The following is a 15,254-nucleotide window of genomic DNA, read 5'->3' on the forward strand; positions in this document are numbered from 1 at the left end:
AGCGGAATCACATGATCGCCCGGCTTCACCGACATCACGCCCGCGCCGACCTCGCGCACGATCCCTGCGCCCTCATGCCCCAGCACGCTCGGGAACAGCCCCTCGCTGTCGAGGCCGTCGAGCGTGTAGGCGTCGGTGTGGCAGATGCCCGTCGCCATGATCTCGACCAGCACCTCGCCCGCCTTCGGGCCTTCGAGGTCGAGTTCGACGATCTCCAGCGGCTTCTTCGCTTCGAACGCAACGGCGGCGCGGGTCTTCATGGGCGGTCTCCTTCTCGGCGCTCCCAATCAGGCAAATGGGGCGGCATTGCAAGATGCGAGGGGCCGATCCCCACCTTCGTCATCCCGGGCTTGGTCCGGGATCCATTATTCCGGCGCTCGTATGAATGCACCCGGATCAAGTCGGCGATTATCCCGCTTGCATCCGTAGGCGTCATTGCGAGCGCAGCGAAGCAATCTCCAGCTCTCGCAGCACATGGGCGATGGCTGGAAAGTGCTTCGTCGCGACGCTCCTCCCAATGACGAAGGGGGCTACGGATGGTGGCGGGATAATCGCCGATCAAGTGCAGAGTGACGGTGGAGGGAAGCCCCCTCAACACTCCACCACGCTGACCGCCAGCCCGCCCTTCGACGTTTCCTTATATTTGTCGCGCATGTCGCGGCCCGTTTGCAGCATCGTCGCGATCACCGTGTCGAGGCTGACGACATGGGTGCCGTCGCCGATCATCGCGATGCGGCTCGCGTCGATCGCCTTGATCGCGCCCATTGCGTTGCGCTCGATGCACGGAATCTGGACGAGGCCGCCAATGGGATCGCAGGTGAGGCCGAGGTTGTGCTCCATGCCGATTTCGGCGGCGTTCTCGATCTGGGCGTTGGTGCCGCCGAGCGCGGCGGTCAGCCCCGCGGCGGCCATCGAGCAGGCGACGCCGACCTCGCCCTGGCAGCCGACTTCGGCGCCCGAGATGCTGGCGTTGCGCTTGTAGAGCGCGCCGATGGCGGCGGCGGTGAGCAGAAAGGTTCGCACGCCCTTCGCATCGCCGCGGCAGCCGCGGCGGTAATAGCGGATGACGGCGGGGATGATGCCGGCAGCGCCGTTGGTTGGCGCGGTGACGACGCGGCCGCCGGCGGCGTTTTCCTCGTTCACCGCCATCGCCCACAGGTTGATCCAGTCCATCATCGCGAGCGGTTCGGACAGGTTCGCCTCGTGCCGTTCACGGATGTCGGCGGCGATCTGCGGCGCGCGGCGCTTGACCTTGAGCCCGCCGGGCAGCGTGCCGGTGCTGGCGCAGCCGGCGTCGATCGAGGCGTCCATCGCCGCCGCGACCGCGTCGAGCCCCGCCTCGACCTCTGGCAGGCTGCGGCGCGCGAGCTCGTTGTCGAGCATCATCTCGCCGAAACTCTTTCCCGACGCCGCGCCCATCGTCATCAGGTCGGCGCCCGAGGTGAAGGCGAAGGGCAGGTCCACCTCGTCCTCGCCGCCGCGGCTGTTGCGGCCCGCCTCCTCCTCGTCGACGACGAAGCCGCCGCCGATCGAGAAATACATGCGCTTGGCGAGGATTTCGCCCTCGCCGTCGCGCGCGGTGAAGCTGAGCGCGTTGCTGTGGAAGGGCTGGCGCTGCTTCATCTGGAAATGCAGGTCGCGCGCCGGCTGGAAACGGACGCGCACGCGGCCGAGCAGGTCCAGGACACCCTCACCCTCCGCGCGGTCCCAATGCGCGCGGATCGCGGCGAGGCTGGTCGAGGCGGGAATCTCGCCCGCCAGCCCAGCGACGAGCGCGGTGTCGGCGGCGTGCCCCTTTCCGGTCAGCGCGAGCGAGCCGTAGAGGTCGGCCTCGACATGCGCGATGGATTCGAGCAGGGCGTGTGCGTCCAGCCATTCGGCAAAGCGCCGCGCCGCGACCATGGGGCCCACGGTGTGCGAACTCGATGGGCCGACGCCGATCTTGAAGAGGTCGAAGAGGCTGATCGTCATGGCCGCGCCTATAGGCGATGGGGCGCCGTCACGATAGGGCCAGAACCGGAATCCGGAGGGGTACGCGCCGCGGGCGGCGTAACCTTAGTTTGACCGTTCGTGTCGAGCGAAGTCGAGACACCCATCAGCCTTGCGCCGTCCCGATGGGTGTCTCGACTTCGCTCGACACGAACGGATAGAGAGGTGGGGTGCCCCTGCGCAAGGCCAAGACGGCACCCCACCGCTGCGACCAGAAAACAAGCCGCCAAGTCTCGCTGCCTCCCCCCATCAAGGGGGAGGCAGCTCAGGTTACGCCGGGTAGGTCCAGGGCGCGCCGCGCGCGAGATTCTCGGCGGCGAAGTCCCAGTTCAGCAGTTCGTCGACCACCGCGTTGACGTAATCGGGGCGGACATTCTTGCGGTCGATGTAATAGGCGTGTTCCCAAACGTCGATGACGAGCAGCGGCGTGATGCCGGTCGTCAGCTCGGTGCCCGCGTCGTGGGTATCGGTGACCGACAGCGTGCCGTCGCGCGAGACGAGCCAGGCCCAGCCCGACGCGAAATGGTTGACGGCGGTTTCCTTCAGCTTCTTCTTGAGATCGTCGAGCGAGCCGAAATCGCGGTCGATCGCCGCGGCGAGATCGCCCGACGGCGCGGTCTTCGTCGGCGACAGGCTGTTCCAGTAAAAGGCGTGGTTCCACGACTGGGCGCTATTGTTGAACAGGCCCTTGTTGCCCGATCCTTCGGCGTGGTGGATGATTTCCTCGAGGCTCTTGTCCGCAAGGTCGGTGCCTTCGATCGCGGCATTGACCTTGTCGACATAAGCCTTGTGATGTTTGCCATGATGCGTCGCGAGCGTGTCGGCCGAGATGTGCGGCGCCAGCGCGTCCTGAGCATAGGGCAGCGGCGGGAAAGCGATCGTCATGGCAGTCTCCATTTTCTTTTGCGGATGGCCCCTTAACTCGGCCCTTCCCCCGACGGTTGCAAGCCCCCCGAGCGGCAATTTTTCCTTCCCCGCCTTCAAATCTCACGTCACCATCGCCCGCAATGTCGCGATACGGTCGGCCTCTTCGGCGGGCTTGTCGCAGCGGATGCGCGAAATGCGCGGGAAGCGCATGGCAAGGCCAGACTTGTGGCGCTTCGAGGCGTGGATCGAGTCGAACGCCACCTCCAGCACCAGTGTCTTTTCGACCTCGCGCACCGGGCCGAAGCGGTCGATCGTGTGGTCGCGGACGAATTTGTCGAGCCACTTGAGCTCTTCGTCGGTAAAGCCCGAATAGGCCTTGCCCACCGGCAGCAGTTCCCCCGCGTCGGTCCAGCAGCCGAAGGTATAGTCCGAATAGAAGCTCGCGCGGCGGCCATTGCCGCGCTGCGCATATAGCATCACGCAATCGGCGACGAGCGGATCGCGCTTCCATTTATACCAGAACCCGGCGCGGCGGCCCGCGACATAGGGCGCGTCGCGGCGCTTGAGCATCATGCCCTCGATCGCCGCGTCGCGGGCGCCGGCGCGCAATTCCGCCAGTTCGTCGAAATGCGCGGCCTCGATCACCGGCGACAGGTCGAAATGGCTCGCGGCGAGGCGCGGGACGAAGGCTTCGAGCTGGCGCCGCCGCTCGATCCACGACAGGCCGCGCAGGTCGTTCCCGTCGACGGCGAGCAGATCATAGACGCGGACGAAGGCCGGATAGTCGGCGAGCATCCTTTTCGTCACCGTCTTGCGCCCGAGCCGCTGCTGGAGCGCGTTGAAGCTGGCGGCGCCGCCCGCCGCCCCGCCCTGCGCCTCGCCGCGAACGAGCAGTTCGCCGTCGATCACCGCATCCTGATCGAAGGCGGCGAGCAGTTCGGGAAAGGCGCCGCCGATCTCCTCGCCGCCGCGGCTGTAAAGGCGCGTCTCGCCGCCCCCGTGCACGAGCTGGACGCGGATGCCGTCCCACTTCCATTCGGCGGCGAAATCGGAAAGGTCGAGACTCTCGCCTTCGAGCGGATGCGCGAGCATGAAGGGGCGAAAGAAGGCAACGTCGGCGAGGTCGGGGCACGGCGCCCGTCCCTCGCCCCAGGCGAAGAGCGGCGCATAGGGCGGCGGGATCGCGTGCCACAGCTCCTCGACATCGTCGACGGGCACGGCGAAGGCCTGCGCGAACGCCTGTTTCGCGAGCCGCGCCGAGACGCCGACGCGCATCCCACCGAGCGCGAGCTTGAGCAGCGCGTAGCGGCCGTCGGCGTCGAGGCGGTCGAGCAGCGACGCGAGGATCGCGGGCGCGTCGCTGCGGGTGGCGGTGGAGAGGGCGTCGACGGCCTGCGAGATGGATAATCCCCCTTCCCCTTCTGGGGAGGGCCGGGGTGGGGCCTGTTGCAGTTGCGCACCATCGACATGCCCCACCCCAACCCCTTCCCTGAAGGGGAGGGGCTTTTCCGGCCACAGCAGCGCCGCGGTCTCGGCGGTATCGCCGACGAAATGGCGCGACAGGCGGAACAATTCCTCGTCGACGCGGGCGCCGAGCAGGGCGCGCACCGTCCCCGCCTTGACCGCCGGAAAGTCGAGCGCGTCGGTCAGCGCGGCGAGTGCCCAGCCGCGGTCGGGATCGGGGGTGTGTTTCAGATAATCGACGATCAGCGCGAGCTTGCTGTTGCGCGAGCGCGTGTAAACGAGCCGGTCGATCAGGGCCGCGAAACGCTTCACGCCTCCTCCTCCAGATCGCGGCCGACGAGGTGGAGGGCGCGCGCGCGGCGCTGGGTCATCTCGCACCAGCGCAGCAGGCCTTCCTCGCTGCCGTGGGTGATCCAGCTTTCCTGGGGGTCCACCTCGACGATCGTCGCGGTCAGCTCGTCCCAGTCGGCGTGATCGGAGATGACGAGCGGCAGTTCGACCATCCGTTGCCGCGCGCGCTGGCGCACGCGCATCCAGCCCGAGGCCATGGCGGTGACGGGATCGGGCAGCCGCCGCGACCAGCGGTCGTTCAGCGCCGAGGGCGGCGCGAGGACGATCTGGCCTGCCATCTCGGCCTTGTCACTCTCGCCGACGAGCCGCAGTTCGCCGAGGTCGACGCCGTGATCGGCATAGAGCGCGCACATCCGTTCGAGCGCGCCATGGATATAGATCGGGGCCTGCCAGCCCGCGGCGCGCAGTTCGGCGATCACCCGCTGCGCCTTGCCGAGCGCATAGGCGCCGACGAGGACGCAGCGGTCGGGCTCGGCGCGCACCGCGGCGAGCAGCTTGGCGATCTCGTCCCGCGTGGGCGGATGGCGGAACACCGGCAGGCCGAAGGTCGCCTCGGTGATGAAGATGTCGCACGGGACGATTTCGAACGGCGCGCAGGTCGGGTCGGGGCGGCGCTTGTAGTCGCCGGTGACGACGATCCGTTCGCCGCGATATTCCATCGCGATCTGCGCGCTGCCGAGGACGTGACCGGCGGGGTGGAAGGAAAAACGCACCCCGCCACGCTCGAACCCGTCGCCATAAGCAACCGCCTGATTATGGCCCGCCGCCGCGTCGACGCCATAGCGCAGCGCCATGATCGCCAGCGTCTCGGGCGTCGCGAACACCGCATGATGGCCGCTGCGCGCATGATCGGCGTGACCGTGGGTCACCGCGGCGCGCTCGACCGGGCGCGCGGGATCGATCCAGAGGTCGGCGGGCCGCACATAGAGGCCGTGCGGATGCGGTTCGAGCCAGGGTTTCGTTCGCGCCATCAGGCGGCGAGCTTTCGCGCGCGGACGAGGTCGGCGACGAACGCCTGGCGCTCGCGCGCGGCCCGGGCGCGGTCGGGCATGCGGAGGAGGAAGGAGGGATGGATCGTCGCGATCAGCCGGACGCCGCCTTCGAGTTCGACCGCGTCGCCGCGCATCGACTTGATGCTCGCGCTCCGCCCCGTCACTCCGCGCAGCGCGGTCGCGCCAAGCGTCACGATCAGCCGGGGCCGGACCAGCCGGCGTTCCCTATTTAGCCACCAGCGGCAGGCGTCGATCTCGCCCGCGGTCGGCCGCTGGTGCAACCGCCGCTTGCCGCGCGGTTCATATTTGAAATGCTTGACCGCATTGGTGAGGAAGAGCCGGCGGCGGTCGAGCCCGGCCTCCGCGATCGCCTCGTCGAGCAGGCGGCCGGCGGGGCCGACGAAGGGCCGGCCCTGTACATCCTCCTGATCGCCCGGCTGTTCGCCCACCAGCATGATGCGCGCCGACGCCGGCCCCTCGCCCGCCACCCCCTGCGTCGCGTGGCGATAGAGCGGGCAGCGGGTGCAGCGGTCGACCGCGCGGACAAGGTCGTCCAGCGTTTCGAGGGGAGCGGCGGCGTCGGGCACGGCATGTCCTTCCTTCGTCGGACAAACGGCCGCGAACCCCCTTCCGTTCCGCCGCGGCGGCGCAGCCGTCACCGCCGCGCGAGCCGCATCCGGAAGGCGTCGAGATGGAAATAGCCCGGATCGAAATCGCACATTTCGGCGAGCCTGTCGGGGGCGAGGAAGCGGATCCACTGCCGGTTCATTTCGATCAGCCCGGCGCGGACCAGCCGGCGCAGCACGCGGTTGGTGTGGATCGGCGTCAGCCCCAGCGTGTCGGCGATCTGCGTCTGGGTCAACGGCAGCGGCATGGCATCGGCGCTCGCCTGGTCGACGATCTGGGCGCGGCGATGGAGTTCGAGCAGCAGGTGGCCGATCCGTTCCTGCGCGGTCTGGCGGCCGTTGCGGACGATCTGTTCGCGCAGGAACGCCTCTTCCTGCACCTGCGTCCACCAGAAGGCCATGGTCAGCGGGCCCGATCCGGCGAGCATCTTGCGCACCGCCGCGGGCGCCACCGCATAGAGCGAGCCGTCGGTCACGGTGACGACGCTGTGGTCGGCCTCGGCCGCGACGAGCACCTGGAGATCGAAGATATCGCCGGGAAGCAGGATATTGAGGATCTGGCGACGGCCGTCCTCGAGCGTCTTGAACCGCGCCGCCCAGCCTTCGCGCATCACCAGCACGGCGTCCATTTCCTGGCCGGCGGTGATAATTTCGCTGTGGGCGCGGAAGTTGCGGATAGTGCCGCGCAGCGTTGCCAGATCGGCCCGGTCGGCATCGTCGAGATCGCTGTAGAAACTGAGGCGTCGAATCAGCGCATCCAATAGGTTAACCCCTGATTACAGGGAATAATCCCCGCACCTACGCCTCGCGCCACCTGGCGGGGAGCGCGATGGTCACGACCAGCCCCGCCGGGTCCCAGCGGCGTTCGATCGTGCCGCCGAGATTATTACGCACGCTGCGTTCCATCAGCAAGGTGCCGAAACTGGTACGCTGCGGCTCGGAAATCGCGCCTTCCCCGCCGCTTTCGGTCCAGATCAGGCGGAACTGGCGATCGTCCACATCCGCGCCGTCCTGGGTCCAGTGTATTTCGACGCGGCCCGAATCGGACGATAGCGCGCCATGCTTGACCGCGTTGGTCGCGAGTTCGTTGAACAGCAGCGCCATCGCGACCAGCGCGTTTTCGGGCAGCAGCAGATCGGGACCCGACCAGCGCAGGCGCGGAAAGGCCGCCTCCACCTCGCGCATCAGGGCGTGCATCGACCCGGTCAGGAAATTGGCGCCGAGCAGGACATTCTGCGCCCGGTTGAGCGCGTCGAGCCGGCTGCTGATCCGCTCGACATAATCATCGACGTCGCGCGCCGAATGGCGGGTGAGCGAGATGATCGCGCCGACGGTGGCGAACAGGTTGCGCATCCGGTGATGCAGCTCGCGCATCAGCAGATTGGCATTTTCCTGCCGGCTCTTCTGCTCGGTGATGTCGATGCAGATGCCGGTCAGGATCGCATCGTCGGAGCGCACGTCCCAGTCGCCGCGCCCCGCGATCCAGCGCACGCCGCGTTCGGGATGGTCGATGCGATATTCCATCGCATAGGGATCGCCGGTCGCGATCGATTCCTGAAGCGCGCGGCGCACCGCGTCGCGATCGCCGGGATGGACGCGCGCATAAAAGCCCTCGCCGGTCGCGAGCGCGCTTTCATAGTCGGCACCCCACAGCGCGGCGGTCGCGCCGTGCCAGCGCAGCGCATCGGTGCGCGGGTCGAGCTGCCATGTCGCGATGGAGGAAAAGTCGAGCGCGCGTTCGAGCATATGCTGCGCTTCGTCGCGCTCGATCGCGGTGCGGCGCAGTTCGGCCTCGGCCATGATGATGGCGGCGAAATCCTCCAGCCGTTCGATGTCGCGCGCGCCCAGCGCCGGGCGCGGCCTGCGGTCGACGATGCAGAGCGCGCCGAGAATCGCGCCATTATAGGCGCGCAGCGGCATCCCGGCGTAGAAACGGATATGGGGTTCGCCGGTGACGAGCGGATTGTCCCGGAAGCGCGGGTCGGCAGCGGCATCGGGGACGACCAGCGGCTTTCCGGTCGCGATCGCATATTGGCAGAAGCCGATGTCGCGCGGGGTTTCGGGCCGGTCGAACCCGTGCGCCGACTTGAACCATTGCCGGCTTTCGTCGATCAGCGACACCAGCGCGATCGGCACGTCGAACAGGTCGGCGAGCAGCTTGGTCACCCGGTCGAAGCCGGGTTCGGGGGCGGTGTCGAGAAGATGGTATTCGCGAAGGGTGCGCAGCCGCCGGGCTTCCTCGGCCGCCGCATCCCTGCCCCCATCGTCTGCCAAATCCCGCCCCTCGCGCTCCGCCGATGCACCGGCACCGGTCTTGTCCGCGGGCCGCTGTGCCATGAATCCGGTCCCTAAAAAAGCTTGCTGGCGGCGCACGTCGCAAGGCGATGATATTCCACCCTTTCCTCCCGCGGTTTCCCTTTGCCTGGGTAGAGTCTACGCACCGGGCGGCGACAAGTTGCGCGGTACGCGGCGCTTTTTCGTCCCGAAGCGGGAACCCGATATCGCGCGGCGGCGTATGATCTGATCAAGAGGGAGGTTTTCGAATGAGCCTGGGCGACGAAATCCGCGGACATCTTCCGTTCCTGCGCCGCTATGCGCGCGCGCTGACCGGCAGCCAGCAGCATGGCGACAATTTCGTCCACACGCTGCTGGAAGTGGTGGTCGCGGCGCCCGACGAATTTGCCTCGGTGCACGGCACCCGCATCGACCTTTACCGCGCCTTTCACCGCATCTGGGAAAGCGCGTTCATCGAGGATGGCGAGGGGCAGGACGACGAGGACCCGCTGCTGCGCGCCGCCGACCGCCGCCTCGCCCGCATCACGCCGCTGGGGCGCCAGATATTGCTGCTGACCGCGCTCGAAGGCTTTTCGACCGAGGACGCGGCGATCATCACCGGCGCCGACGCGGCGACCGTCGAGACGCTGCTGGGCGAGGCGGTCGCCGATCTCGATCGCGAATCGCGCACCTCGGTGCTCATCATCGAGGACGAGCCGCTGATCGCGCTCGAACTGGAAGCGATCGTGCGCGACCTGGGGCACGAGGTCGCGGGAATCGCGACGACGCACGACGATGCGGTGGCGGCGTTCGAGCAGAGCGACGCCGGGCTGGTGCTCGCCGATATCCAGCTTGCCGACGGGTCGTCGGGGATCGACGCGGTGCAGGACATATTGGCGCTCGCCCCGGTGCCGGCGATCTTCATCACCGCCTTTCCCGAACGCCTGCTGACCGGCAGCCGCGTCGAGCCGACCTTCCTGATTTCCAAGCCGTTCCGCGAGAATACGGTGCGCGCGGCGATCAGCCAGAGCCTGCTCTTCACGCCCGAACTGGCGGCCTGAGGCCGCGATTCAGGCGGCGGCTTCCAGATAGTCGGCGATGTTCTGTCCGGGCTCGGCACGAGATACTTGAGCTGAAGCACGGCGCCGCGCGGACAAATTCCATGCCAGGCGAACGTCCGCTTCGAAACAACGGGTCGGAGGCGATGAAATGGCGGGAACGGGGTGGGGAGCAGTCATTCACCCCACCTTGCCATTCCCGCGAAAGCGGGAATCCAAGGGTTGGGTTAGCCTACGCACATTCTGGATTCCCGCTTTCGCGGGAATGACACGGTTATGAAATGTCGATCATCGCCTATCAGTCGAAACCAGAGGTCAAGGCTTCACCCCCTCACCATAGACCCGCTCGTCGCGGCGCAGGGTCAGGACTTCGACGCCGGTTTCCGTCACCGCGACCGTATGTTCGAACTGGGCGGAAAGCTTGCCGTCGCGCGTCACGACCGTCCATCCGTCCTTCTCTGTCGCGACCTTGCGGCTGCCCTGGTTGAGCATCGGCTCGATGGTGAAGACCATGCCCTCGCGCAGTTTCATCCCCGTACCCGGCCGGCCGAAATGGAGGATATTCGGTTCCTCGTGCATCTCGCGGCCGATGCCATGGCCGCAATAGTCACGCACGACCGAATAGCCGTTCCGTTTCGCGTGCCGCTCGATCGCGAAGCCGATGTCGCCGAGATGGGCGCCGGGGCGCACCTGGCCGATGCCCTTCCACATCGCTTCCTGCGCGACGCGCACGAGCCGCCGCGCGGCGGGCGCGACGGCGCCGACCAGATAGGTCTTGCTCGAATCGGCGATGAAGCCGTTCTTTTCGAGCGTGATGTCGAGGTTGACGATGTCGCCGCCCTGGATGATCGCGCGGGCGTCGGGCACGCCGTGGCAAACGACATGGTTGATCGAGCAGTTCAAACCATAGGCGAAGCCATATTGCCCCTTGCTCGCCGGGCGCGCGGCGAGATCGACGGTGATGAAGCGCTCGACCAGATCGTTGACCGCCATCGTCGAGCGGCCGGCGAGGTCGAGCCCGTCGAGCATTTCGAAGACCGAGGCGAGCAACCGGCCCGATTCGCGCATCAGCGCCAGCTCGGCCGGGGTCTTGACCATGTCAGGCGACGGCCGAATCCGCGAGCCGGACCTGCGCCGCGGCGAACTGCATCCGGACGATCTCGTTGAAGGACAGGGTCGGATGGGCTTCGGCGAGCATTCCGACCTTCATCCAATATTCGGCCTGCGCGTTGATCGAGCGGCACATCACCGCGCTCGCCCGGCGGGCTTCTTCATGCAACTCGTCGTCGATCTTCACGATGCCCACTGGGGTGTCCTTTGACGATGATTAGAGCGGCGTGCCGTAAATCTGCATCACTCATCCCCGTTCGCCCTGAGCTTGTCGAAGGGCTGTTCTTTCTTTCAAGCGTAGCAAGAAAAAGGACGGTGCTTCGACAAGCTCAGCACGAACGGAAGAAAGGGTGATCCAGATTTAACGCACGCCGCTCTAATATACGAAGCGTATATGATCCGTATATTGTCTACTGTCAATGCGAGCGATGGAGTGGCGGTGAAATCTCTCCCGGTCGCGGAGCGATGGAGGCGCCCTCCTACGTTCCCGCCTTGTCGCTCACCGCCCTGATGACCAGCGCCCGGTCGTCGGTCAGATAGCGGCGCGCCAGCGCCTGCAGGTCGGCGGGCGTCGCGGCCTCGATCTCGGCGATCGCGTTGCGGCTGCGGTCGAGGCGGTCGGGGTGGGTCGTCGCCTCGCCGACATATTTCAGCCAATAGGCGTTTTCGCGCCGCGCCTTGGTCGTCGATTCGAGCAACGGGCGGCGCGCCCGGTCGAGCAGGTCGGCGTCGACCGGCTGATCGCGCAGCTTTTTCGCGATGGCGAAGATCGCGGCGCGCGTCGCCTTCAACTCCTTGTAATCGACGTTGCTCCGCGCCAGCAGCCAGCCATAGCCGGGGAATTCGTCGGACAGGTCGGCACCCGCGCCGGGGCTGTAGGTTTCGCCGAGCCGTTCGCGCAGTTCCTCGGTCAGCTCGAGCTGCATCGCCCGCATCAGCAGATTGAGCCGCATCGCCTCCGCCAGATCGCTGTCGTCGCGCGCGGGCCAATAGACGCGGATCTCCGCCTGATCGGCCGGACCTTTATGAATCAGCGTCCGCTCGCTGCGGTCGGCGGCGAAGTGGCGGACGCGTGCCGCTTCGCGCGGGTCGAAAGCCGCGCGTCGCGGCGGCAACGCGCCGAAAGTCGCCGCGATCGCCTGAATCGCCGCCGCCTCGTCGATGTCGCCGACCACCCCGATCTCGATCGCGCCATGCGCGAGGCTGTCGGCGATCGTGGGCTTCAGCCCGGCCCAGTCGAGCGTCATCAGCGTCGCGAGCGGCGGGGTCTGCGCGCGCGGATCGCCGTCCGCGAGGATGCCGCCCACATCGCGCGCGAGCACCGCGGCCGGGGTCGCGTCATTGGCGGCATAGCGCTGCGGCAGCACGCGGCGGATCAGCGCCAGTCCGTCGGCGCGATAGCCGGGATGGGTGAGATAGGCGGCCATCAGATCGGCCTGGAACCGGAAATCCTGGGACGAGGTCAGCGCGCTGCCGCCAAAGGCATCGACGCCCGTGCCGAAGCTGGGGTTCACCGTCTTGCCGGCGAAGATCGTCCGAAGATCGTCGAAGCTGTGCGCCTGAAGCCCGCCGACGGCGAGCGACCCGGCGAGCGCCACCCGCGTCGGATCGTCGCGGGTCGCGAGCAAGGTGCCGCCATCGACGCGCACCGACAGCCAGACCTTGTCCTTCTGGAAATCGGTGGTCTTGATGTTCAGCATCACATTGTTGGCGAAGCGGATGCGGCGGATGCCGAGGTCGGCGATGCGGTCGTCCGACACGATTCGGCCGGGGGCGCCGAAATCGGTGTAGGCGAAGGCAGCGCCGGTCGCGACGGCGGGCGGCGCGACCGCGACCTGCTGCGATTCGCGGAACGCGGCGAGCATGGCATCGGCGCCGCCCGCGACCGGCGTCTTGCCCGTCACCCAGACGAGCGGCGGGCTCATCCCCGCAACGCGCTTGCGGAAGGCCTCGGTGACCGCCGCCGCGTCGAGTGTCGGCGCCGCCGCATCGAACAATGTCTGCAGGGTTTCGGGGCGGACGAAGACGAAATCGCCCTCGGCCGCGCCCGCCAGCGCGTCGGCGAGCGTCGCACTGCGCCGCGTCGTCACGCCGGCCACGGCGTTCCGCAGCGCGGTGCGGCGGATGGCGAGCTGTTCGTCGACCTCGGCCTGGGTAAAGCCGTGGTCGACCGCGCGGCGATATTCCTGCTCGACGAGCGCCAGCGCCTCTTTCCACGCGCCCTGCCTGGCGACGGCGCTGACGGTGATCTGATCGAAGACCTTCCACCCGGCCGCCTCGCTGAACGCGCCGGTGAGGATCGGCGAATCCTCGTCGAGCGCGATCCGGGCGAGCCGGCGGCTGACGATCGCCTCGCCGATTTCCTCGGCGAGATTGCGGGCGCGCTTGGCGCTGGTGTCCGGCACGACCACCCAGGGCTTGAAGCTGGCGATAGCGACGGTGTCGCCGATCGCCGGATCGACGAATTCGCCGGCCGCCGTCGCGCGACGATAGTCGATCGTGCCGATGTCGGGATCGGCGCCGGCGGGACCGCGGCCCTGCCAGTCCGCGAAGCGCGCCCTGACCTTTGCCTCGACCACCTTGGGATCGAAATCGCCGACCATCACCAGCGTCGCGCGTTCGGGCCGGTAAGTGCGGTCGTAAAGATCGCGCAGGCGCGCGGCCGGCGCGGTGCGGATCACCGCTTCGGTGCCGACCGGAATGCGGTTCGCCACCGTCATGCCGGGCATCTGGAAGGCGAGCTGCTCGATCAGGCCGCGGAGCTGATAGGTGTCGCGCGCGCGCCGCTCGGACAGGATCACGCCGCGTTCGCGGTCCACCGCCTCGGGCGCGATCGTCAGCTCGCTCGCGGTTTCGCGCATCAGCATCAGCCCGGTGTCGATCAGATCGTCGGTCGCGTGCGGCAGGTCGAGCTTGTAGACCGTCTGGTCGAAGCCGGTCGAGGCGTTGGTGTCGGCACCGAAGGCAAGCCCCTTGCGCTCGAGGAGCTTGATCATCTCGCCCTCGGGCACATGGGTCGAGCCGTTGAACGCCATATGCTCCAGGAAATGGGCCAGCCCGCGCTGATCCTCGGCCTCGTCGAAGCTGCCGACGTCGAAGCGCATGCGGATGACGACGCTGTCCTTCGGCGTGCCATTGTGCAGCAGCGCATATTTCATCCCGTTGGGAAGCACGCCGAAGATCACGTTCGGGTCGACCGGCAGGTCGCTGTCCGCATAGTTCCACGCGCGTGCGGCGTCGGTCTGCGGATTGACCGGGGCCGCGAGCCCCGCGGCCGGGCCGGCAGGGGCCGAGGCGACGGCGGTGGCGGCGACCAGGAGGAGCGGCGACAGCGCGGCTGCGGCGCGCCGGAAGAAGGGAGAGGTCATGCGGAGGGTCTGGCGGCCCTTGCGCGGAGGGTCAAGCCGCCGGGCCGGCGCTTTCGACGGGCGACATGGCGGGTCGGCGAAAGCGGTCCGTCGTCTGCGACGTTCCGAGGCGATGCGCGCTCAGTCCACCTCGCCTTCCCGTTCGTGTCGAACGGAATTGAGGCAATGCCGTTTTACGCAGCCCCTAGCTGCCCTTTTTCTTGCGGTGCGTTTCGAGGTCGAGCACCGCATTGTCGCCGCCCTCGGGCATCAGGCCCAGCCGGCGCGCGACCTCCTGATAGGCCTCGACCTCGCCGCCCAGGTCGCGGCGGAAGCGATCCTTGTCGAGCTTTTCATTGGTGACCATGTCCCACAGGCGGCAGCCGTCGGGGCTGATCTCGTCGGCGAGGATGATGCGGCTGTAATCGCCGTCCCAGATGCGCCCGAATTCGAGCTTGAAGTCGATCAGGCGGATGCCGACGCCGGCGAACAGCCCCGACATGAAATCGTTGATGCGCAGCGCCATGTCCTGAATGTCGTGCAGTTCCTCGCGGCTGCACCAGTTGAAGCATTCGATATGGTCCTCGGCGATCAGGGGGTCGCCAAGCGCATCGTCCTTGTAGCAATATTCGATCAGGGTGCGGGGAAGCTGCGTCCCCTCCTCAATTCCCAGCCGCTTCGACAGCGTGCCCGCGGCGACGTTGCGCACGATCACCTCGATCGGCACGATCTCGACCTGGCGGATCAACTGTTCGCGCATGTTGAGGCGGCGGATGAAATGGTGCGGCACGCCGATATTGCCGAGCAGGGTGAAGACATGCTCGGAAATGCGGTTGTTGAGCACGCCCTTGCCGTTGATCGTCCCACGCTTCTGCGCGTTGAAGGCGGTCGCGTCGTCCTTGAAATACTGGATCAACGTGCCCGGTTCGGGGCCTTCGTAGAGGATCTTGGCTTTGCCTTCGTAAATCTGGCGGCGGCGGGCCATGGGCAGGAACTTTCTGTCGGAACCAAATGAACGGCCCCGGCGACAGGCGACTCAAGGACGAGGCGCGGCGCCGGGGCGACGCGGGCCCTATAGCGGCAAAGCAAGGGCGCGTCATCCTTCACGTCGCCGGTGCGCGGGCGGATATCTTTACGTTTACGTCAACTAGAGCTTGCCTTCGCCGCCGCCGCTTG

At 67.3% G+C, this 15,254-nt stretch carries 13 protein-coding genes; 1 reads left to right on the top strand and 12 read right to left on the bottom strand.

Annotated elements, in window-relative coordinates:
• The 8 genes from FHR21_RS14070 to FHR21_RS14105 all read right to left on the bottom strand — a co-directional run.
• Positions 1 to 260, bottom strand: a 260-nt coding sequence (locus FHR21_RS14070) for an alcohol dehydrogenase catalytic domain-containing protein (protein WP_184099408.1), incomplete at its 3' end; no start/stop codon positions are given.
• A 331-nt stretch (positions 261 to 591) separates the two neighbouring features.
• Complete coding sequence (locus FHR21_RS14075) at positions 592 to 1,971, bottom strand: L-serine ammonia-lyase (protein WP_184099410.1); 1,380 nt, start codon at positions 1,969 to 1,971, stop codon at positions 592 to 594.
• Positions 1,972 to 2,259: 288 nt separating this feature from the next.
• Positions 2,260 to 2,874 carry a superoxide dismutase gene (locus FHR21_RS14080; protein WP_184099412.1) on the bottom strand — a complete coding sequence of 205 codons (615 nt, stop codon included), beginning with the start codon at positions 2,872 to 2,874 and terminating at the stop codon, positions 2,260 to 2,262.
• Between the two features lie 102 nt (positions 2,875 to 2,976).
• The gene (locus FHR21_RS14085) at positions 2,977 to 4,632 is read right to left on the bottom strand and encodes a cisplatin damage response ATP-dependent DNA ligase (RefSeq protein WP_184099414.1); all 1,656 of its coding nucleotides are present in this window, start codon (positions 4,630 to 4,632) and stop codon (positions 2,977 to 2,979) included.
• Complete coding sequence (locus FHR21_RS14090; RefSeq protein ID WP_184099416.1) at positions 4,629 to 5,642, bottom strand: ligase-associated DNA damage response exonuclease; 1,014 nt, start codon at positions 5,640 to 5,642, stop codon at positions 4,629 to 4,631. Before FHR21_RS14090 ends, FHR21_RS14085 begins: the two co-directional genes overlap by 4 nt.
• Complete coding sequence (locus tag FHR21_RS14095; RefSeq protein ID WP_420825292.1) at positions 5,642 to 6,250, bottom strand: UdgX family uracil-DNA binding protein; 609 nt, start codon at positions 6,248 to 6,250, stop codon at positions 5,642 to 5,644. Before FHR21_RS14095 ends, FHR21_RS14090 begins: the two co-directional genes overlap by 1 nt.
• A 68-nt stretch (positions 6,251 to 6,318) precedes the next feature.
• Positions 6,319 to 7,050, bottom strand: a complete 732-nt coding sequence (locus FHR21_RS14100) for a Crp/Fnr family transcriptional regulator (protein ID WP_184099420.1) — start codon at positions 7,048 to 7,050, stop codon at positions 6,319 to 6,321.
• Between the two features lie 37 nt (positions 7,051 to 7,087).
• Complete coding sequence (locus FHR21_RS14105) at positions 7,088 to 8,626, bottom strand: sensor histidine kinase (RefSeq protein ID WP_184099422.1); 1,539 nt, start codon at positions 8,624 to 8,626, stop codon at positions 7,088 to 7,090.
• A gap of 206 nt (positions 8,627 to 8,832) precedes the next feature.
• Between FHR21_RS14105 and FHR21_RS14110 the strand changes: the two genes are divergently transcribed.
• Positions 8,833 to 9,624 carry a response regulator gene (locus FHR21_RS14110; protein ID WP_184099424.1) on the top strand — a complete coding sequence of 264 codons (792 nt, stop codon included), beginning with the start codon at positions 8,833 to 8,835 and terminating at the stop codon, positions 9,622 to 9,624.
• A gap of 312 nt (positions 9,625 to 9,936) precedes the next feature.
• On the opposite strand, the gene map is transcribed toward FHR21_RS14110, so the two are convergent.
• From map to purC, 4 genes are all read right to left on the bottom strand, one after another.
• Positions 9,937 to 10,719: a type I methionyl aminopeptidase gene (gene map, locus FHR21_RS14115; RefSeq protein ID WP_184099426.1), complete on the bottom strand. Its 783-nt coding sequence runs from the start codon at positions 10,717 to 10,719 to the stop codon at positions 9,937 to 9,939.
• 1 nt (position 10,720) lies between these two features.
• Entirely contained in the window at positions 10,721 to 10,927 is a 207-nt protein-coding gene (locus FHR21_RS14120) for a TA system antitoxin ParD family protein (protein WP_184099428.1), read from the bottom strand.
• Positions 10,928 to 11,210: 283 nt separating this feature from the next.
• A complete protein-coding gene (locus FHR21_RS14125) occupies positions 11,211 to 14,099 on the bottom strand; it encodes a M16 family metallopeptidase (protein ID WP_184099431.1) in 2,889 nt (962 codons plus the stop codon).
• Positions 14,100 to 14,283: 184 nt separating this feature from the next.
• Positions 14,284 to 15,063 carry a phosphoribosylaminoimidazolesuccinocarboxamide synthase gene (purC, locus tag FHR21_RS14130; protein ID WP_184099433.1) on the bottom strand — a complete coding sequence of 260 codons (780 nt, stop codon included), beginning with the start codon at positions 15,061 to 15,063 and terminating at the stop codon, positions 14,284 to 14,286.
• Positions 15,064 to 15,254 lie beyond the last annotated feature (191 nt).

The organism is Sphingopyxis panaciterrulae (assembly GCF_014199295.1).
Taxonomy (GTDB): domain Bacteria; phylum Pseudomonadota; class Alphaproteobacteria; order Sphingomonadales; family Sphingomonadaceae; genus Sphingopyxis; species Sphingopyxis panaciterrulae.